This is a genomic window from Streptosporangium vulgare (assembly GCF_042428775.1).
GTDB lineage: Bacteria > Actinomycetota > Actinomycetes > Streptosporangiales > Streptosporangiaceae > Streptosporangium > Streptosporangium vulgare.
In genome coordinates this window covers 95,876-114,731 of the sequence record NZ_JBHMBS010000002.1, presented here as the reverse complement: position 1 = coordinate 114,731, position 18,856 = coordinate 95,876, and the positions used below count along the sequence as shown (strand labels likewise).

Sequence of the window (18,856 nt, the reverse complement as noted above, 5' to 3'; positions counted from 1 at the left end):
TCAGGCCAGTCCCTTGAGCGTGGCGGCGCTCTGCCCCGCCCCGCCCACCTGGTCGGAGGTACGGGTGAGCCAGCCCTGCTTGTTCATCGTCACGAACGCGTACAGCTTGATCGGCAGCGCGATCATGATGACCACCAGGCAGAGCAGCGGGAGCAGCAGGATCTCCGAGGGGTGCCGGCGCAGGTGGGACCAGCCGCGGACGCCCCGGCCGAGGAGCAGCCAGCCGACGGCGAGCCCGATGCCCATCGGGGTGAGCTCAAGCCTGCTGAAGAACAGGTAGGCGAGCGTGACGCCCATGGTCACCGGGGTGAGCAGGATCTGGAGCACGGTCACCTTGGTGACCAGCGGGGTCTTCCACAACCACCCCTTCCACAGCGCGGTCAGGTAGCAGCGGTAGGAGTTGCGGCTCCATCGGACGCGCTGCTTGACGAAGGCGCGGAAGGAGTCGGGGAACATCGAGATGGCGCGGGCCGAGGACTGGTGCACGGTCTTGTACCCGGAGGCGAGGACCAGCCAGGTGAGCCGGCCGTCGTCGCCGGCGATGCACCGGCGGCCGAGGAAGAACTCGTTCTCCAGGTGGGTGAGGACCGGGAGGATGGCCTCACGCCGGTAGGCGGCGGTCCTGCCGGACAGGCAGGCCACCCCGCCCCTGCTGCCCATCGCCGGCACGTAGTCGTAGTAGCGCAGGTTGACCAGCCAGTCCGCGATGCGCCGCCAGACGCTGCTGGTCCGCTGGAACACGTTCTGCTGGGTGCCGACCCCGCCGACCGCCGGGTCCTCGAAGGGCATCTGCACGGCGGCGAGCAGGCCGGGCTGCCACCAGGTGTCGGAGTCGGCGAAGACCACGACCTCGCCCTGGGCCGCCCTGATGCCCACCCCGAGCGCGGAACGCTTGCCCGAGTGCTCGTAGATCAGGACGCGCAGCCGAGGGTCCGTCACCTCGCGGAGCTTGGCATGGCATTCGGTGTCCGCGACGTCCACCACGATGATCACTTCTTGCGGGTCCTGGGACAGCCAGCTGGCCAGGCAGCGCACCAGGATCTCGGCGTCCTCCCGGTAGGAGGGGACGACCACGGAGACCGTGGTCCGGTAACCGTTCACGATCGGCTTGGCCAGCCGGGACAACACCACCCGATAGATCCACAGGCCCCAGACGAGCAGGCCGGCCAGGCCCAGCGGGATCAGGTCTCGCCAGGTCCCGTTGGCGCTGGAGCGGACGATCCATTCATAGGCAGCATCAAACCAATCGACAACTGACGCCACTGATCCTCCTGGGCGAATCGTCCGAACATGCCCATGGGGAAAGACCCCTTAGCTGATGGACCAGGACACTACTGGGCCAACATTGGCCAAGTATCTTGGAACGGTACAACCGTTACAAGACTGAGCGAGTTTGCACATGGTGCACCTGGGGTCGATGAGGTGATGTGGAAGGCATCACGGACCTCACGGACCTCACGTACTTCGTACGACACTCGCGGAGTGCCAGATATATCAGCTTTTGAGTGGTTTCGGGAGTGGAGTTAAGGAATCGCAGTGGGTCATATCAAGGGCTGAGACGCCGGTCGAAGCCACAAGCCGACGTGCCAAGCCGAGGCACGGGCTGACACTCCGTCCGCGCCTACGGAAAGAGCGCGGGCAGGACGGCGGCATCACGGCCGCATCGTCGAGTCCCCCTGGACGAACCCGGAGCGCGTCGCTCACGTCGCTCACGAGGCTGACGCCCAAGCAGCGCGCCGTGACCGTGCTGCGCTTCTGGGAGGACCTCACCGAGACGCGGGTGGCTGGGGGAGGCCGCCCCCGCCCCGGGCTCGTGCCGGCCGGTACGAGCCTGGGATCATCCGCTGGAATTCTCACCGTTGTGTGGTGGTTTCCGCCTACTGTCCGCGCCGTTGGACGACGGCCTGTCAGCGCCGTCGGGACGACGGCCGGAAAGCGGCTGAAAAGTGGCTGAGAAGTGGCCGAGAAGTGGCCGAGAAGCGGCTGAGACGGCCGGGAGGCCGTCGGGAAGTCGCGGGGAAGTCGTCCGGAAGTCGTTGGGAAAGAGGGAGATGATGTCCGCACCGCTTGAGTTCGCGATCGACACCTTCGGTGACGTCACCGCCGACGCGGACGGAAACCGGCTGCCGTACGCGCAGGTGATCCGTAACGTCGTCGAGGAGGCCGTGCTCGCCGACAGCGTGGGGATCGACGCGATCGGCGTCGGGGAGCACCACCGGGACGACTTCGCGATCTCGGCACCGGAGATCGTGCTGGCGGCGATCGCCGGCCGTACCGAACGGATCCGTCTCGGCACCGCGGTGACCGTGCTCAGCTCGGATGACCCGGTGCGCGTGTTCGAGAAGTTCGCGACCCTGGACGCGGTGTCCCAGGGGCGTGCGGAGATCATTCTCGGCCGTGGCTCGTTCACGGAGTCGTTTCCGCTGTTCGGGTTCGACCTGGCGCAGTACGAGGAGCTGTTCGAGGAGAAACTCGACCTGCTCTCCCACCTCCTGGAGGAGGGCCCGGTCACCTGGCAGGGCCGGCTCCGTCCCGGGCTGAAGGACCAGCACGTGTATCCGAAGACGGAGTCCGGCCGGCTGCGAACCTGGATCGGCGTCGGCGGCAGCCCCGAGTCCGTGGTGCGCGCGGCGCGCTACCGGATGCCGCTCATGCTCGCGATCATCGGTGGCTCGCCGGAGCGTTTCGCGCCGTACGTCGACCTGTACCACCGCGCCCTCGACCAGCTGGGGGTCCAGCGGCTGCCGGTCGGTGTGCACTCGCCGGGGCACATCGCCGAGACCGACCGGCAGGCCCGCGACGAACTCTGGCCGCACTACCGGGCGATGCACGACCGCATCGGCCGCGAGCGCGGCTGGGGCCCCACGAGCCGTGGCCGCTTCGAGGCGGAGGCCGACGAGGGCTCGCTCTACGTCGGATCACCCGAGACGGTGGCCGCGAAGATCGCCAAAACGGTGAGCACGCTCGGCGTCGACCGCTTCGAGCTCAAGTACAGCTCGGGGACGCTCGCGCACGAGAGGCTGATGACCACGATCCGCCTCTACGGTGAGGAAGTCGTGCCGAGGGTGAGGCGGCTGCTGGCCCAGGCCCCCGCCGCGACACCGGCCGGCTGATCCGGGCGGGCCTGTCGGCCACCTCGGCCGGTTGATCCGGGCGGGCCCGCCGGCCACCTCGGACGGCTACTCCGTCAGGTCTCGTTCGGGCTGTTCCGGTGTGGCTCGTTCCGCATGGTCCGGTGTGGTGAGCCGGGCGGCGCGGGTGGTGAGGTAGTGGTGCTCCGGGGCGCTCGTCGTGCGGCTCGCCGCCGCGCGGTAGTCGTCGACGGCCGCCCGCCGGTCACCGGCCATCTCCAGGAGGTGGGCCCTGGCCGTGTAGAAGCGGTGGTGCCCCGCCAGGCGGCCGTCGGCGTCGAGTGTCCTGAGCAGGTCGAGGCCGGCCGCGGGGCCGTGCGTCATGGCGGCGGCGACGGCGCGGTTGAGCGAGACCATGGGGTTGTCGGACATGCGTTCCAGCAGGCCGTACAGTGCCAGGATCTGCGGCCAGTCGGTCTCCTCGGCCGTCGCCGCCTCGTCGTGGACCGCGGCTATCGCCGCCTGGAGCTGGTAGGGGCCGACCGCGCCCCTGGCCAGGGTGCCGGTGATGAGCGCGATCCCCTCGGCGACGGCCTCGCCGTTCCACAGGCTCCTGTCCTGGTCCGCCAGCGGGATCGGGGTACCGCTCGCGTCGGTACGGGCCGGGCGCCGGGCGTCGGTGAGCAGCATCAGCGCGAGGAGCCCGGCCACCTCGCAGTCGTCGGGGAGCAGGCCGTGGGTCATCCTGGCCAGCTGGATCGCCTCGCGGGACAGCTCCACGCGCTGCAGGTCGGGACCCGCGCTGCTGGCGTAGCCCTCGTTGAAGACGAGGTAGAGAACGTGCAGCACCGAGCCGAGCCGTCGTGCCCGTTCCTGGGGAGCCGGCATGCGGAACGGGATCCCGGACGCCCTGATGCGCTGCTTGGCCCGGCTGATCCGCTGTGCCATGGTCGACTCGGGTACCAGGAAGGCCCTGGCGATCTCGGCGGTGGTCAGGCCGCCCACGGACCGCAGGGTGAGGGCGATCGCCGACGCCGGGGTGAGCGCGGGGTGGCAGCACAGGAACAGCGTGGTGAGCGTGTCGTCCCGGTCCGTCTCGTACGCGTCGTCCGTCGGCGGAGCCGTCCGCCGGTCGGGGGGCGCCTGGATGGCCACCAGCTCCTCCCGGCGGCGCCGTGCCCGCTCGTTGCGCACCTGCTCGGTCATCCGGCGGTACGCGACCTGGATGAGCCATCCCCGCGGGTTGGCGGGGACGCCCTCCTGCGGCCACTGGGCCGCGGCGTCGATCAGCGCCTCCTGGACCGCGTCCTCGGCGGCGGCGAAGTCCCCGAAGCGCCGGGTGAGCACGCCGACGACCTGCGGCACCAGCGGGCGCAGCAGGTCGTCGTCGGCCGGGCTATCCAGCGGTCACAGCTCCTCTTCCGGGGCGCCCGACATCACCTGGCGCAGCTCGATCGGCAGGTTCAGCGGCCTGCCGCCGGGGCCGGGCGCCGCCGAGACGTGCGCGGCGAGGTCGACCGCCCGCTCGGTGCTGTCGCAGTCGATGATCCAGTAGCCGATCAGGAACTCCTTCGTCTCGGGGAACGGGCCGTCCGTGACGACGGCGGCACCGCCCTCACCGGCCCGTACGATCTTGACCTGGTCCGGGGCCGCCAGCCCCTGGGCGTCCACGAACTCCCCGGTGTCGACGAGCTTCCTGTTCGTGTCGTGCATGAACCGGATGTGGGCCTGGACGTCCTCGACGGGCCAGGTGTCGATCGGCGGCATCTCGTCCTTCGTCTGCCGGCCGGCCTGCATCAACATCATGTACTTCATGTCTTCGCTCCTCGTGTGCGAGCGCCCTCGTCGGTGCTCTCACTCGCAGGTAGAAGCAGGCGGCCGCGTTCTCGACATTCTTCCGGGCGTCCGGCGAGAAAAGTTCCGGTCACGGAGGCGGGACGCGGAGCGCCAGGATGGCCATGTCGTCGGTCATGTGCCCCTGGCTGTGGTCGAGCGTGGCGTCCCCGATCCGCCGCACGATGTCGTCGGCGTCGAGATCCCGGCACTCCGCCAGCAGGGTGATCAGGCGTTCGTCGCCGAACAGGTCCTGCCGTCTCGGCGGATGCGCCTCGGTGACGCCGTCGCTGTACAGCACGAGCGTGTCACCGGGCCTCAGGTCGAAACGGACGTTCCCGAGCCTTGTCTCCTCCATGATGCCCAGCACGACGCCGGGCGTCCTCAGGGACTCCACGCTTCCGTCGGCCCGTCGCAGCAGGGCGGAGGGATGCCCGGCCGTGGACAGCATTCCCGTGAAACCGTCCCCGTCCGGACGGAAGATCGCGCACACCACCGTCAGGAACCGCCCGTCCCTGACCCGCTGGGCCAGCAGCGCCCGGTTCAGCTGCTCCAGCACCCTGCTGGGCGAGACGTGGCGGGGCGCGTCGGCCCGCAGGGTGTACCGGGCCAGGGCGGTGATCTGCGCGGCCTCCACGCCGTGCCCGCACACGTCGCCCAGGACGGCGCACCAGCGCGAACCGCTCGCCAGGAACAGGTCGTAGAAGTCGCCGGTCACGTCCACCTCGCCCGTGGCCGGGATGTAGGTGGCGGCGGCCTGCAGGCCGGGAACCGTCGGCATCATCGGCGGCAGCAGGCTGTCCTGGAGGGTCCGGACCAGTCTCTCGGACACCTTGCCCGCGGCCTTCAGCTCCATCACGTGCCGCTCGGAACGGGCCAGCGCGTCCCGGAGCCGGATCTCACCCGACACGGCGCGCGCCAGGATGGCCAGCGTCTGCGCGTCGGCGTCGGACCACGCGCGCGACACCGAGTCCACCACGCAGAGCCCGCCCAGGACCTCGCCGTCGGGGCCGTGGATGGGATACCCGGCCCACCCGCCGATCCCCAGCCGCTCCACCGCCGGAAGGTGGCGTACGCGGGGGTCGGTGGCGGCGTCGTCGACGAGCAGCGCCTCGTTCGTCGCGATCAGGATGTGGCAGGGGGCGTCGGACACGGGGTTCTGCCGCTCGGACACGGACAGCTCGCCCATCCCGATCGCGCTCTTCCAGAAGGACCGCCGGTCGTCGACCAGGGTCACGAACGCCCGCGGCGTTCCGGTCGCCCGCGCGGCCAGACGTGCGAGATCGTCGAACGACGGTTCGGGCTCGGTGTCGAGCAGGCCGGTGGCCCACACCGCCGACAGGCGTTTGGGATCGAACACCGCCGCCGGGATCTCAACGCCCATGTGCGTGACTGCCTTCTTCCGGGTACGCCATCCACGATCACGCCGCTCATACCCGGAGCCACCGGAATCAGCCAGGGGCAGGCGATCGTGCCTCCCGGAGCAGTACACAGACCACTACAGATCAAACTGTAGGCCAGCATCCCTGAGACGGCGATGCCTCTCCTGATCCGACCCACATGATCTGTCGTGAATCACACGATCTGTCGCGAGCCGCACGACTCCGCCGGGAGGGCGTGGCCCCGCCCTGAGTCATGCGGTCACGATGCGGGTTCTCGTGGTCACGTTACGGATCGGCTCGTGGGTTCTCGCCTTCTCGCGGTACGGCGGCCGACGAAGCGGTCTCGGAAGTGGTCCCGGGGGCGGGACGGCCTGGCCTCAGGGGGGACGGCCTGGGACGGCCTGGCCTTAAGGGTGGGATGGCGTGGCCTCAGGGGTGCGATGGCGTGGTCACAGCCCCATTTCGCGGGTCAGCAGCAGGTGGTGCGCCTGTTCGATGTCCTCGGAGGTGTAGCCGGGAATGCTCCGGTCAAGCTGCTGGAGAAGATCCATCAGGGCCTGTTTCTGCGCCATGTGCTGGACGGGAAGCTGGTCGAGATCCACGCTCAGGAGCCAGTCGAACAGCACCACCGCGTCGGCGGTCCACAGGCTCAGCGCGGTCATGTCCGAGGCTGTCATCCTCAGGCCGGGCGTTCCGCTCATGCGAGCAACTTACTCCTATGCATATATGCGGAATAACCCACTTTGTCATCCGAATGCAGCGATCTTATGGCGCAGCCGTAACGGGTGCTGGCCAGTGGTCGAAAACAGTCGAAAATCGATGAAAAGGGCTGGTGAATGCTAATCACTCGCCGGTGCGGCACGGCCGTCGAGCGGTCCGTTATCCCGGGCCGTACCCGTGGACCGGGTGGCGGGGGAGCGGGGAGCGGGGAGCGGGGTGGCCCGGCGTGCGGGGTGGCGGGACGGCCGGGACGTGTGGCGGCGGGCTGGGGGTGGGGTCCCGGAGGCCGGGGGCGGGGAGCGTGGCGAGGGGCGAGGGCGAGGGGGCGGGGAGGAGAGGGGTCGAGAGGTGCCCTCAGCCGCCGAGGGCGGCCCACAGGGTGTCGAACTCCTCGGAGGTCAGGGCGTTCAGGCCGAAGTCGCCGGGATAGATCGGTCCCTCGGCCAGGAAGCCGTGCTCGTCCTCGATGTGCCGCCACGAGTACGTGCGGGCGAGGCCGTCCGACCCCAGCTCGGCGTGTCGTACGGGCCAGTACTCCCCGGCGCTGTCGATGACGGTCTCGAACAGCCACACGTGGCCGTCGCCGTCCACTCCGTGCCAGTACAGGTGCGGCCGGTCGCTCTCGTCGAGCGCCCGGATCGTGTCCCTGCGACGATCCTGCAGCATCGTGCTCCTTGGTGTTCGGTGAAAGGCTCGGTGTTCCCGGGAAATGCTTGATGGCCACCAATAGTGGCCGATGGGTGCGCAACCTGCCTTTTCTTGTGATGCGTGTTCTCGGTACCGCTCCGGGCGGGGATCAATGGTCGTACGGGGACCAGGGCACCTCCCGGCGGCGAGCCGTGGCGGGCGGGCGCGTGGTCTCCCCGATCGTTTCATCGATGGCCCGTGGCGCGGGCGACCGCCGCCCGGGACGCCCGGTCGCCCTCTCGGAGCGCGTGACCGGCTCACGTGACCGGGTCCGTGCGGACAGGTTCGCGGTGAGGGCTCGAACCCGGACGTCCGCCACGTACGTCCGCCGGGGTGCCGGTCGGCGACGGACCCGCGCTTTCCGCCCCCCTCCCTGCCCGCTCCACGCTTCCTGATGATCAGGAAGAGCGGCCGATCCTTCTCGTCTCAGGCGGGTCTGTCGCGGGGGACGGCGGGGTCCGTCGCGGGGAGACGGCGCGAGGGGCGGCGGGGGCGCTTCGAGGGGGGACGTGTGGTGGTCCGGGCGGTCCTCAATTGATTTCGCATCCCGCTGCGGAGCCGTGTATGGTTACACCTGTCCGCAAGCGAGAGCGACACGGACAGGCCCCTTTAGCTCAGTCGGCAGAGCGTCTCCATGGTAAGGAGAAGGTCTACGGTTCGATTCCGTAAAGGGGCTCAACAGCCTAAAAGCCCTAACCTCCTGGTTAGGGCTTTCGGCTTGGTTGGCCTTGGAGGCAGGTAAAGGCGGGCCAGAAAATACTCAAGGTTCCTGACGCGCGAGCGGGCATACTGGGGCGACCCAGAAGAGATCGCCCTGACCTGCACAAGTTCGCAGGCGCTCCGCGGGTCGGGTATCCTTGCGAGGTCGGTCGATTTCGTCGGCCTCAAGGCGGAGTAGCTCAGCCAGGCAGAGCAAACGGCTCATAATCGTTGTGTCGCCGGTTCAAGTCCGGCCTCCGCTACTACCCACCCGGGGCTTCTCCCACCAGGGAAGTCCTGTCGTGGGTTGTCCACTGTCCAGAACGTAGAAAGGCACTCCCAAGTGGCTGCCACCGACGTTAGGCCGAAGATCACGCTGGCCTGCCAGGAGTGCAAGCACCGCAACTACATCACGCGGAAGAACCGGCGCAACGACCCGGATCGGCTTGAGCTGAAGAAGTACTGCCCCAACTGCAAGACGCACCAGGCGCACCGCGAGACTCGTTAGTCTGCGCGAAGCCTTCCGCCGCGGCGGGAGATGAGTGCTTCGGCACGCACACACTCCACGAAAACCGGCGTCCTCAGACGAGGCGCCGGTTTGTCGTATCCATACAGTTTTCTGGCACGAGCGTTGACCACGGAGGAAGATCCGGTGCGGGACCGGGCCGGGCTACGGTTTCCTGGCGGTTCGCCTGCCGGTGGACCGCTTTCCGGTAGCTCGCTTCCCGAGGACCCACCCAAGGGCACATACTGGAATCTTGTTCTGTTAATGTCTCGTCCGACCCGCCGGTGTCGGCCCCACCGGTTCGATATCCGCAAAGGAGCACGATGGCTCTGAACCGTGACTTCGTCGGGCGGGCGTCCGCGCCCTCCTCGCCGTACGAGGTCAGTCGCGTGAAGATCAAAGAGTTCGCGACGGCGATCGGCGACAACAACCCGATCTACCGGGACAGGGAGGCCGCGCAGGCCGCGGGGCACCCCGACGTGATCGCGCCGCCGACCTTCCCCATCGTGTTCAGCCTGGCCGGAGGATCGATCCTGACCGACCCCGAGCTCGGTCTGAACCTCGCCATGGTGGTCCACGGCGAGCAGCGCTTCGAGTACCGGCGGCCGATCCACGCCGGGGACGAGCTGGTCAGCGTCTCCACGGTGACCGACATCCGCAGCGTCGGCCGCAACGAGCTGATCACCGTCAAGAGCGACGTCAGCACCGTCGAGGGTGAGTTCGTGTGCACCACCTACAACACCATCGTCGAGCGTGGAGGGGCGGGCTGAGATGGCCGCGACGGTCAAGTACGACGAGGTCGAGACGGGCCAGGAGATCCCGCCCGCCGAATACACGGTGCGCCGCGCCAACCTGGTGATGTACGCCGGGGCCTCGGGTGACTTCAACCCCATCCACTGGAACGAGCGCTTCGCCAAGACCGTCGGGCTCCCCGACGTCATCGCGCACGGCATGTTCACCATGGCGCAGGGCGGCCGGTTCGTCACCGACTGGGTGGGCGACCCCGGCGCGGTCGTCGACTACGGGGTGCGGTTCTCCTCCATGGTGGTCGTCCCCGACGACGACCAGGGCGCCGTCATCACGGTGAGCGGGATCGTCGAGGAGAAGCTCGAGGACAAGCGCGTGGTGATCGCCCTCACCGCCAGGTCCAACGACTCCCGGGTCCTGTCCAAGGCCCGCGCGGTGGTCCAGCTGTCGTAGGCGCCCTGTCACGGGCGTGCCGCCCGTGGGTGCCTCGTCGCGGGTGCCGCCGGCGCCCACCCGGACCGATCCGGGCCGGGCCGGGGCACGGTGGGCAGGGAAGGGGTTCACCCAGGCGGTCTCGTCCGTGCCGGTTCACCGGTACGGGCCGTGACTGGTCCTGATACACCCCGTGATGAGGCGGTTCGCGGCATGCTCGTGGGCGGGGGCCGAATCTTCTCCCTGTTCAGGGGTAGCTCCCCAGCATGAGCGAAGTACCTCCTAACGTGACCGGCCTGGCCGAGCGGCGGGCCAAGGCGCGAGCCGAGCACGATCACGCCGCCTCCGACGCGCTCCGTGACGAGATCAGAGCCGAGGGCTGGCTCGTCCGGGACACCGCGGACGGCTTCGAGCTCATCCCCTCTCCCCCCTTCGAGGTGTGGCCCACGGTGAGCTCCCTGCCCGAGGGAGGTTCCCAGGAGGCGGGGCGGGACGAGTCGAGCGGCGAACCGGGAGCGTCCACGGCCCCGGGACAGGTCAGCGCCGAGGACACGGACACCGCCACCGGACGGGACGACTCGGCCGACGCCGGGCGGGTCGCCGAGGCCGCGGAGCCGGGACGCCACCCGGGGCGCCTTGAGGACCTGGACGCGAAGAAGGTCGCCGAGAGCGAGGCGGCGCCCCAGCAGAGGCCCGAGGGGTCGGAGCTGGTCGGCCGGTCCGACGATCTCGACGGCCATCCCGAGCGGATGGTCTCCTCCCAGCTGCTGTGGGACGCCAGCCTGTCGGTCTCCCGGCTCGACGAGACGATCGTTCCCCCGGCCGACGTCGAGGAGGTGAAGGCCGCGCGGCCGACGGTGACCGTCGCCCTGCTGGTCGACGGCCGTCCCGACGAGCTGCGCGAGTGCGTACGCGCCCTGGTCGCCCGTACGGAGGCGAGGGTCCTCGCCCTCGACCTGGGAGACGTGGACGGCGCGGGAGCGGTCCTGCAGGAGCTGGTGGAGGAGTTCCCCCGCCGGGTGGAGGCCTGGCACGTGGCCGAGTCGCCGCACTGGAAGGGCGGCTCCGCAGGGTGGGGCGAGAGCCGCGACAGGCTGCTGCGCCTCGACACCTCGGACGTGCACGTCGTCATGGACACCTCCGTGATCCTGGACGGCGACGCCGTCACCCCGCTGGTAAAGGCGCTGGACGACGACGTGACCGCGGCCGGGTGGAAGGGGGTGAACCCTCGCGAGGACGGCGAGGAGTGGCTGGAGGCCGAGCCCGGCGAGGTCCGGGGACTGCTCGGTCACCTGTTCGCGGTGCGGCGTGACACCGCGCTCGCCGCGGGCGGCTTCCCCGCCGACGTCCGCTACTACCGCAACGCCGACCTGGAGTTCTCGCTCAGGCTGCCCGGCACTCTCGTCGCCCTGGGGAAGGATCTCCCGGTCCACCAGGACCGGCGGCGCCGCGACGACGGCGTGGATCCCGGGTACCGCGACGAGGAGTCCCGGCGAACCTACGACCGGGTGCTGGGGCTGCTGCGCTCCCCGTAGGCTGGTCGCGGATTTCGGCCGGGTCGCGGGTGGTCGCGGGTGGGGAAGAGCGCATGACGGAGCGGGTGGCGGGGGTGCGGCTGGCGCCGTACACGACGCTGGGGCTGGGCGGACCGGCCGCGGCGTTCGTGGAGGCGGGGTCGTCCGAGGAGATCGTCGAGCTGGTGGCGGCGGCCGACCGGGTGGGTGAGCCGGTGCTCGTGCTGGGAGGCGGCAGCAATCTGGTCGTCGCCGACGAGGGCTTCGACGGTCTGGTCGTGCGCGTCGCCTCCCGGGGTGTCGAGGTCGTGGGGGATCTGGTCACCGCGCAGGCGGGCGAGGACTGGGATGCCCTCGTCGAGCGCGCGGTGCGCGAGGGCCGGTCGGGCGTGGAGTGCCTGTCCGGCATCCCCGGCCTGGTCGGTTCCACGCCGATCCAGAACGTCGGCGCCTACGGGCAGGACGTCTCCCAGACGATCACCGCCGTCCGGGCCTACGACCGCCGGGCCGGTGAGGTGCGGGACCTGACCGCGCGGGAGTGCGGATTCGCCTACCGGCACAGCGCGTTCAAGGATGATCTGGGGCGGTACGTCGTGCTCGCGGTCACCTACGAGCTGGCCGGGGACGCGCTGTCGGGCCCGGTCGCCTACCGCGAGCTGGCCTCCCGGCTGGGCGTCGCCCTGGGCGACCAGGTGCCGCTCGCGGACGCCCGGGAGGCGGTGCTGGAGCTGCGCGCGGGCAAGGGCATGGTCCTGGACGCCACCGACCCGGACACCCGCAGCGCCGGGTCGTTCTTCACCAATCCGGTCCTGACCGCCGCGCGGGCCGCCGAGCTGGAGCTGCGGGCGCCGGGGTTCCCCCGCTGGGACATGCCGGAGGGGGCCGTCAAGGTCCCGGCGGCGTGGTTGATCGAGAACGCCGGGTTCCCGAAGGGCTACCGGCGCGGCCCGGCCCGTATCTCCACCAAGCACACTCTTGCCATGACAAATCCGGAAATGGTGGCTTCGACGGAGGAGCTTCTCGACCTCGCCCGCGAGGTCAGGGACGGCGTCCTGGAGAAGTTCGGCGTCACGCTGGTCAACGAGCCCGTGATGGTCGGCACCCGGCTCTGAGGTTCCCCGGCACTCTCCGAGGCCCTTCGGTTCTCCGGGGCTTCGGGGCCTCCCTCCAGGCTTTCCCCGTTTTCCCCGGTTTCCTCGGGGGTTCTCCAAGGTTCCCGAGGGCTCGCTGGGTCCCCTGAGGTGCTTCGGAGCGGTGAGGGGCACCCGATTTCTGCTGCTATGGTCTGATGGAAAGAACCGAAGGGGAGTAGTCCCAATCGCGTGATCGACATGCTGGCGCCTGAGGCGCCCGGTCGCGCGGGCCCCGGATCCGGCCGTTCCGGCTCGGCTCCGTGGCGGACGAGACCTTCGGCCTGGCAGGCATTGTTGGATGCCGCCGGGCCGAAGACGTGCCCGAGACTCCCCGGGTTCCCCCTTCCGCCCGGCTGCGTACGCGGGAAGGGCACCCTCGTTGGAAGCGTTCTGGATCAGTCTTGTTGTGATCTTCGTCGCCGAACTCGGTGACAAGAGCCAGCTCATGGCGATGACCTTCGCCACCCGGTTCAAACCATGGCCGGTCCTCGCCGGAATCACCCTCGCCACCGCGGTGGTCCACCTGTTCAGTGTGGGCCTGGGCGGGCTGGTCGGCGACTTCCTCCCCACCACGGCGATCACGATCATCGCCGGGATCGCCTTCCTGGGCTTCGCGCTGTGGACGCTGCGCGGGGACGAGCTGACCGACGAGGAGTCGCGGAAGGCGCAGCGCACCACCCGCTCGGCGATCATCGCCGTGACCGTCGCCTTCTTCCTCGCCGAACTGGGTGACAAGACGATGCTCGCGACCATCACGCTCGCCACCCAGCACGGCTGGCTCGGCACCTGGATCGGCTCGACGGTGGGCATGGTCGCCGCCGACGCCCTGGCCATCGTGGTCGGCCGGATGCTCGGCAAGCACCTGCCGGAGAAGATCATCCGGTACGGCGCCGCCGCGGCCTTCGCCGTCTTCGGGGTGATCCTGCTGCTCGAACCGTTGTTCGTCTGACCGGGCGCCTCGCTCCGAAGCGGTGCCCGGTCAGGCCAACCGGGCCTCGATCTCCCGCAGGCTGGGATTGACCAGCGCCGACCCGTCGGGGAGGAGCACGGTGGGGATCAGCCAGGAGCCGCCGCCGAGGTCGGTGATGACCTCGATCGCACCGGGGGTCTGGTCGACGTCCACTTCGACGAAAGGGATCTCCGCGCGGGTGAGCGCGGCCTTCAGGCGATGGCAGTGACCGCACCACGGAGCGCTGTAGACGGTGAGAGGGCGCATGAATTCCCTATTCGAAAGGTGGGTTTGACGGGGACGTCGATCGATGGATACTCTAACTCGCCAATTGGGTGTTAATGGTAGACACAGCAGCTGAGCGGGCTGGCTGGTCGCATGAAAGTGGGTCCCCGTGGCCGAGCTCCCCGACGCCGCCCTCACCCGGCGGTCCCTGCTGAGATCCATCGCCGTCGTGAGCGGCCTGGCCGCCCTCCCCGGTCTCGTCGCGGCCTGCGGGTCGTCCGAACCGGCGGCAGGGGGTCCGGCCGGGGCGGCGAAGTCCCTTGACGTCCTCCGGGTCGCGCTGCCCTCCTCCCTCGGCTCGCTCGACGTGAGCAAGGAGGCGGGCATCATGAACTACGTCGTCGCGCTCCTCTGCCAGGAGGCGCTCGTCGGGGTGGGGCGCGACGGCGGTCTCCAGCCGTCGCTCGCCGAGTCCTGGACCAGGAAGAACGCGACGACCTACGTCTACGCCATCCGCCAGGGCGTGACCTTCTCCGACGGGACGCCGCTGACCGCGGACGACGTCGTGGCCAGCCTCGATCTGCATGCGCGGAAGGGCTCCACCTCGGCCTTCGCGTACGCGTACGCCAACGTGAAGAAGATCGACGCGAGCGGTCCGGCCGAGGTCACGATCACGTTGAAGCAGCCCGACGCCTCGTTCGCCTGGACGCCCTCGCCCGGAACCCTCCTGGTCACGAGCAGGAAGTTCATCGAGGGCTCCGGCGACGGCATCGGCACCCCCACCGCGAAGATCCTGGGAACGGGCGCGTACCGGGTGACGGAGTTCGCCCCCGACTCGCACGTGACGCTGGAGCGCAACGACGCCTGGTGGGGAGGCGAGGCCCCGTACCGCCGGATTCGAATCGACTTCGTCCCCGAGGAGTCGACCAGGCTTCTCGCCATGCGCGGCGGGTCCGTCGACGTGGCGCTGAACGTGCCCGCCGAGCAGATCGACCAGTGGAAGGGGCTGCCGGGCGTCGAGGTGAAGACGGCGAGCGACCGTTCCCTCGTCACGCTCGCCTTCAACACCGCGAAGAAGCCGTGGGACGACGTCCACGTCCGCAGGGCGGTCGCTCACGCCGTCGACAGGGAGGGAATCCTGCGCAGCGTACTGCGCGGTCACGGCACGGTGGCCACCACGCTCACCGACCCCGCCCAGTGGGGCGGCGTCCTCGACGAGACCCAGGTGAAGAGCCTGTACGCGAGCATTCCGCAGTACGGGTTCGACCTGGCCAGGGCGCGTGCCGAACTGGCCGCCTCCTCGGTGCCAGGCGGCTTCGCCGACGTGCTGACCTACCCGAACAGCGGGCCGCAACTCGGCAGGGCCGCGCTCACCCTCGCCGAGAACCTCAAGGGCCTCGGCATCACGCTTGAGGTCAAGGAGGTCCCGCTGGAGCAGTGGATCGCCGAGCTCGGCAAGCACGACTCCGGCGTCTACCTGGGATGGTACTTCGCCACCACGGGCGACCCCGCGGAGTACGTCCAGCAGCTCCTGAACGGCGCCGCGACCGGTGTGAACGGCACGAACATCGCCGAGTACGCCAATGCCGAGGTGACCGGGCTCCTCGATGAGGCGAAGACCGGGACCGACGACACGGCACGCGGCAGGCTTCTCGGGGAGGCGCTGGTCAAGGCCGCGGGCGACGTCCCCTACCAGCCGCTCTGGTGGGGCGAGGCGGCGACGGCGTTCGGACCCGGGGTGGGGACCGGTGAGTTCGGGCCCTACTTCTTCGTCGGTCCCTGGGCCACCGAGATCACCGCCCGCTCATGACCGCGGCACTGGAGGCGTACGCCGCACTCGCCGGTCTGCGCGTCCCCGACTCCGTGGTGCTGGACCCGAAGGGGACTCGCGCGGCCTGCGTTCTCCCTCTCCCGGACGGCCGTCCCGTCGCACACGTGATCGACCTGTCCGGAGCCGGGAGCGGGAGCCGGAGGCCGGCCCCCGTCCCCCTGCCGGGCTCGGGGACGGAATGGCACGCGATGACGCGGTGGCTCCCGGACGGGAGGCTGCTGCTCGCCGCCGGTGACGGCCCGGACCTCGACCACGTCGAGGTCCGTTCGCCCGGCGACCCGGTCCCCGTTTGGCGGGTCCGCGCGGGAGGGGAGATCGAGGACCTCGTCCCCGGCGGTGACGGCACCGTGCTCGTGCGGTTCGCCGACCCCGGCAGCGAGCGCGACGGCAGCCACCTCGGCCTCCGGGTCCGCGACGGGGCCGATCCCTTCGTCCGCACGCCGGGCGACAGGCGCAGGCGGCTCGCGTGGGCACGGGTGGGCGACGGGGAGCCGCGGCCGGTGCCGCTGCGCGGCCTGACCGTGTGGGACGCCGACTGGCGGGACGGTGCCGTACTGGCCGTCACCTCGGCCGACGAGACGCCCGCCGGATATTACCGGCCCGCCCTCGACCTGGTCGATCCCGAGAGCGGTGACTCTCGGACACTCCTGCGCACCTCCTGGCAGCTCAGCCGCCCCCGGCTGGCGCCCGGCGGGCGTACCGCCGTCGTGGTCGAGGGGCTCTCCATCGTCTCCGGGCGGATCATCCGCGTCGATCTCGTCACCGGGGAGGCGACGACGCTGACCGCCGTCGACGACGTCACCGATCTGGGCTGGCTGGACGAGGACACCCTGTGGTTCGCCGGGTGGTCGGGTACCGGCACGCACGGCGGCACCCTGACCGCGGACGGCCGCCCGCTGACCCGCTGGACCTCCCGGGGAACCCTGGGGGGACGCGACGGGCAGCCGTCACTCTCGGTGGATCGCTCCGGTGTGCTCGCCGCCGCCGTCTGGGAGACGGCCGAACGTCCTCCGGAGGTGGCGGTCGCCCAGGTGGCCAAGGGCGACTGGCGCCAGGTCACAGATCTCAACGCCGCGCTGGCGCCGCTCGCCGTGCACCAGGAGGAGGTCTCCTGGACCGGCCCGGACGGCCTCGCCGTCCATGGCCTTCTCCTGCGGAGGCCGCCGATCTCATCCGCCGTCACCGCCGATCCCGCCGTCACCGCCGATCCCGCCGTCACCGCCGATCCCGCCGTCACCGCCGATCCCGCCGTCACCGCCGATCCCGCCGTTTCCCTGGATCTCGCTGTTTCCCCGGATCCCGCCGTTTCCCCGGCCCCTGCGCCTTCCACCGGCCCCGGTGATCCCATCCCAGCCACCCCCACCGTTCCCACGGGAACCGAAGGGGCCGGGGCGGGACCTTCGCCACTGGTGGTGATCGTGCATGGAGGGCCGACCTGGCTGTGGTCCAGTGCCTTCGCGCCGGCCGAGTCCGGCGGGCTCGCCGCCGTGCTCGCGCACGCGGGGGCGGCCGTACTACTGCCGAACCCGCGCGGGAGCAGCGGGCGGGGCCAGGAGTACGCGCGCCGGGTCATCGGGCGATTCGGCGAGGACGACCTGGGCGACGTCCTCGCGGGTGTGGACCACCTCGTCGCGGCCGGAGTCGCGGACCCGGAGCGCATGGCCGTCATGGGGCTCAGCTACGGCGGCTATCTGAGCGCGTGGGCGGTGACCCGGACCGGCCGGTTCCGGGCAGCCGTGGTGATGTCCGGGGTGAGCGACTGGCTCAGCTTCGCCACCGCGAGCAACCTCGGCGGAGGCTTCGACCTCCTTTACCACCGAGGGGCCGACCCCGCCACGCCCCAGGGCAGGGAGTTCCTCGCCGCCCGCTCGCCGGTGTGCCACGCGGCCGGGGTCACCACGCCGACGCTGATCCTGCACGGCGCCGAGGACCGCACCACCCCCGTCGGGCAGGCGGAACAGCTCTATCGTGCCTGGTCAGCGGCTGGTGTCCGGACTCAGCTGGTCGTCTACCCTCGGGAGGGCCACGAGCTGACGGAGGTGGCGCACCGCAGGGACGCGGCGGAACGCGTGGTCGCGTGGCTGACAGGAAACGGGGTCCTCTGATGGCAGGGCGTGAGTGGGGCCTCTTCCTGCTGCGCAGGTTCGCGGGAACCGCCGCCGTCGTCGCGCTGCTGTCGGCCGGCGTGTTCGGTCTGCTCTACCTCGCCCCCGGTTCGATCCAGCAGACCCTCCTGGGCACCCGTCCCGCCACCCCGGAGACCATCGCGGCGATCCAGGCCCGCTACCACCTCGACGAACCGCTGCCCGCGCAGTACCTGCGCTGGCTCGATGGCATTCTCCACGGCGACCTCGGGACCTCCGTCAGGACCGGGATGCCGGTCGCCGACATGATCGGCCAGCGGCTGCCGCTCACCCTGGCACTCGTCGGGTACGGCGCGCTGCTCGCCCTGCTCGTGGGGGTTCCGCTGGGCGTGCTCGGGGCGCTGCGGCGGGGCCGGGCCGCCGATCGCCTCGTCGTCACCGCCGGTGTGGTGGGGCTGAGTGCCCCGCCCTTCGCGGTCGGGCTGCTGTTGCTCGTGGTGTTCGCCGCGGGACTCGGCTGGTTTCCCGTGTACGGGACGGGCGAGGGCCTGGCCGGCCAGGTGTGGCACCTCACGCTTCCCGCAGTCGCGCTGGCCGTCGGCGCCGTGGGGATGTTCGTCCGCTTCAGCAGGGCGGCGCTCATCCGCGAGTTCGACCAGGACTACGTGGTCTTCGCCCGCGCGCGTGGCCTGGGCGGCGCGGCCGTTCTCGGATACGCCCTGCGCAACTCGCTGGTCCCCATCCTCACCGCGACCGGGCTCATCGTGACCGGCATGCTGGCCGGGACCGTTCTGGTCGAGGTGACGTTCGCGCTTCCCGGCCTCGGATCGCTGCTCGTCGACTCGGTCACCTTCAAGGACGTTCCGGCCGTTCAGGCGCTCGGGCTGCTGTTCACCCTGCTCATCACCGCCGTCAACCTGCTGGTGGACGTCGGCTACTCGGTGGCCGACCCCCGGGTCCGGCTCGGCGGGAGAACATCGTGAGTTCCACGGGCGGGTGGGCCGCCGTGAGCGGGGAGGCCCACCGTGCCGGACGGGAGGCCGC

17 protein-coding genes and 2 tRNA genes are annotated in these 18,856 nt (G+C 70.3%); 12 read left to right on the top strand and 7 right to left on the bottom strand.

The genetic code is table 11. The features are described from left to right. Complete coding sequence (locus ACFFRH_RS04495) at window positions 1-1,263, bottom strand: glycosyltransferase family 2 protein (RefSeq protein ID WP_344742794.1); 1,263 nt, start codon at window positions 1,261-1,263, stop codon at window positions 1-3. A 791-nt stretch (window positions 1,264-2,054) separates the two neighbouring features. Here ACFFRH_RS04495 and ACFFRH_RS04490 point away from each other — a divergent pair. Further along, entirely contained in the window at window positions 2,055-3,113 is a 1,059-nt protein-coding gene (locus ACFFRH_RS04490) for an LLM class flavin-dependent oxidoreductase (RefSeq protein ID WP_344742793.1), read from the top strand. 66 nt (window positions 3,114-3,179) lie between these two features. Here ACFFRH_RS04490 and ACFFRH_RS04485 read toward each other — a convergent pair whose 3' ends face one another. From ACFFRH_RS04485 to ACFFRH_RS04465, 5 genes are all read right to left on the bottom strand, one after another. Next, window positions 3,180-4,436 carry an RNA polymerase sigma factor gene (locus tag ACFFRH_RS04485; protein WP_386154412.1) on the bottom strand — a complete coding sequence of 419 codons (1,257 nt, stop codon included), beginning with the start codon at window positions 4,434-4,436 and terminating at the stop codon, window positions 3,180-3,182. 42 nt (window positions 4,437-4,478) lie between these two features. Continuing rightward, entirely contained in the window at window positions 4,479-4,886 is a 408-nt protein-coding gene (locus ACFFRH_RS04480) for a YciI family protein (protein ID WP_344742792.1), read from the bottom strand. A 109-nt stretch (window positions 4,887-4,995) separates the two neighbouring features. Next, entirely contained in the window at window positions 4,996-6,288 is a 1,293-nt protein-coding gene (locus ACFFRH_RS04475; RefSeq protein WP_344742791.1) for a PP2C family protein-serine/threonine phosphatase, read from the bottom strand. A 447-nt stretch (window positions 6,289-6,735) separates the two neighbouring features. Beyond that, on the bottom strand, window positions 6,736-6,987 hold the full coding sequence (locus ACFFRH_RS04470) for a hypothetical protein (protein ID WP_344742790.1): 252 nt from the start codon (window positions 6,985-6,987) through the stop codon (window positions 6,736-6,738). Between the two features lie 373 nt (window positions 6,988-7,360). Beyond that, window positions 7,361-7,672: a hypothetical protein gene (locus tag ACFFRH_RS04465; RefSeq protein ID WP_344742789.1), complete on the bottom strand. Its 312-nt coding sequence runs from the start codon at window positions 7,670-7,672 to the stop codon at window positions 7,361-7,363. Between the two features lie 624 nt (window positions 7,673-8,296). Here ACFFRH_RS04465 and ACFFRH_RS04460 point away from each other — a divergent pair. From ACFFRH_RS04460 to ACFFRH_RS04425, 8 genes are all read left to right on the top strand, one after another. Then, window positions 8,297-8,369 (top strand) — tRNA-Thr (locus ACFFRH_RS04460). Between the two features lie 212 nt (window positions 8,370-8,581). Then, a tRNA-Met gene (locus ACFFRH_RS04455) sits at window positions 8,582-8,655 on the top strand. 80 nt (window positions 8,656-8,735) lie between these two features. Continuing rightward, window positions 8,736-8,900 (top strand): 50S ribosomal protein L33, encoded by a 165-nt coding sequence (gene rpmG, locus ACFFRH_RS04450; protein WP_030921771.1) that lies wholly within the window; start codon window positions 8,736-8,738, stop codon window positions 8,898-8,900. Between the two features lie 320 nt (window positions 8,901-9,220). Next, window positions 9,221-9,667, top strand: a complete 447-nt coding sequence (locus ACFFRH_RS04445) for a MaoC family dehydratase N-terminal domain-containing protein (protein WP_344742788.1) — start codon at window positions 9,221-9,223, stop codon at window positions 9,665-9,667. Between the two features lies 1 nt (window position 9,668). Continuing rightward, complete coding sequence (locus tag ACFFRH_RS04440; RefSeq protein WP_344742787.1) at window positions 9,669-10,097, top strand: MaoC family dehydratase; 429 nt, start codon at window positions 9,669-9,671, stop codon at window positions 10,095-10,097. A gap of 245 nt (window positions 10,098-10,342) precedes the next feature. Beyond that, window positions 10,343-11,611 (top strand): glycosyltransferase family 2 protein, encoded by a 1,269-nt coding sequence (locus ACFFRH_RS04435; RefSeq protein ID WP_344742785.1) that lies wholly within the window; start codon window positions 10,343-10,345, stop codon window positions 11,609-11,611. A gap of 53 nt (window positions 11,612-11,664) precedes the next feature. Next, the gene (locus ACFFRH_RS04430; protein ID WP_344742784.1) at window positions 11,665-12,702 is read left to right on the top strand and encodes a UDP-N-acetylmuramate dehydrogenase; all 1,038 of its coding nucleotides are present in this window, start codon (window positions 11,665-11,667) and stop codon (window positions 12,700-12,702) included. Window positions 12,703-13,102: 400 nt separating this feature from the next. Further along, window positions 13,103-13,672: a TMEM165/GDT1 family protein gene (locus ACFFRH_RS04425; RefSeq protein ID WP_344742783.1), complete on the top strand. Its 570-nt coding sequence runs from the start codon at window positions 13,103-13,105 to the stop codon at window positions 13,670-13,672. Window positions 13,673-13,702: 30 nt separating this feature from the next. On the opposite strand, the gene ACFFRH_RS04420 is transcribed toward ACFFRH_RS04425, so the two are convergent. After that, window positions 13,703-13,939 carry a glutaredoxin family protein gene (locus ACFFRH_RS04420; RefSeq protein WP_386154403.1) on the bottom strand — a complete coding sequence of 79 codons (237 nt, stop codon included), beginning with the start codon at window positions 13,937-13,939 and terminating at the stop codon, window positions 13,703-13,705. A 127-nt stretch (window positions 13,940-14,066) separates the two neighbouring features. Here ACFFRH_RS04420 and ACFFRH_RS04415 point away from each other — a divergent pair, with 127 nt between their 5' ends. From ACFFRH_RS04415 to ACFFRH_RS04405, 3 genes are read left to right on the top strand one after another with little or no spacing between them, the layout of a single operon-like run. Further along, a complete protein-coding gene (locus tag ACFFRH_RS04415; protein ID WP_344742781.1) occupies window positions 14,067-15,707 on the top strand; it encodes an ABC transporter substrate-binding protein in 1,641 nt (546 codons plus the stop codon). Next, the gene (locus tag ACFFRH_RS04410; protein ID WP_344742779.1) at window positions 15,704-17,833 is read left to right on the top strand and encodes an alpha/beta hydrolase family protein; all 2,130 of its coding nucleotides are present in this window, start codon (window positions 15,704-15,706) and stop codon (window positions 17,831-17,833) included. The genes ACFFRH_RS04415 and ACFFRH_RS04410 overlap by 4 nt, the downstream gene beginning before the upstream one ends. Continuing rightward, on the top strand, window positions 17,833-18,795 hold the full coding sequence (locus ACFFRH_RS04405; RefSeq protein WP_386154399.1) for an ABC transporter permease: 963 nt from the start codon (window positions 17,833-17,835) through the stop codon (window positions 18,793-18,795). Before ACFFRH_RS04410 ends, ACFFRH_RS04405 begins: the two co-directional genes overlap by 1 nt. Window positions 18,796-18,856 lie beyond the last annotated feature (61 nt).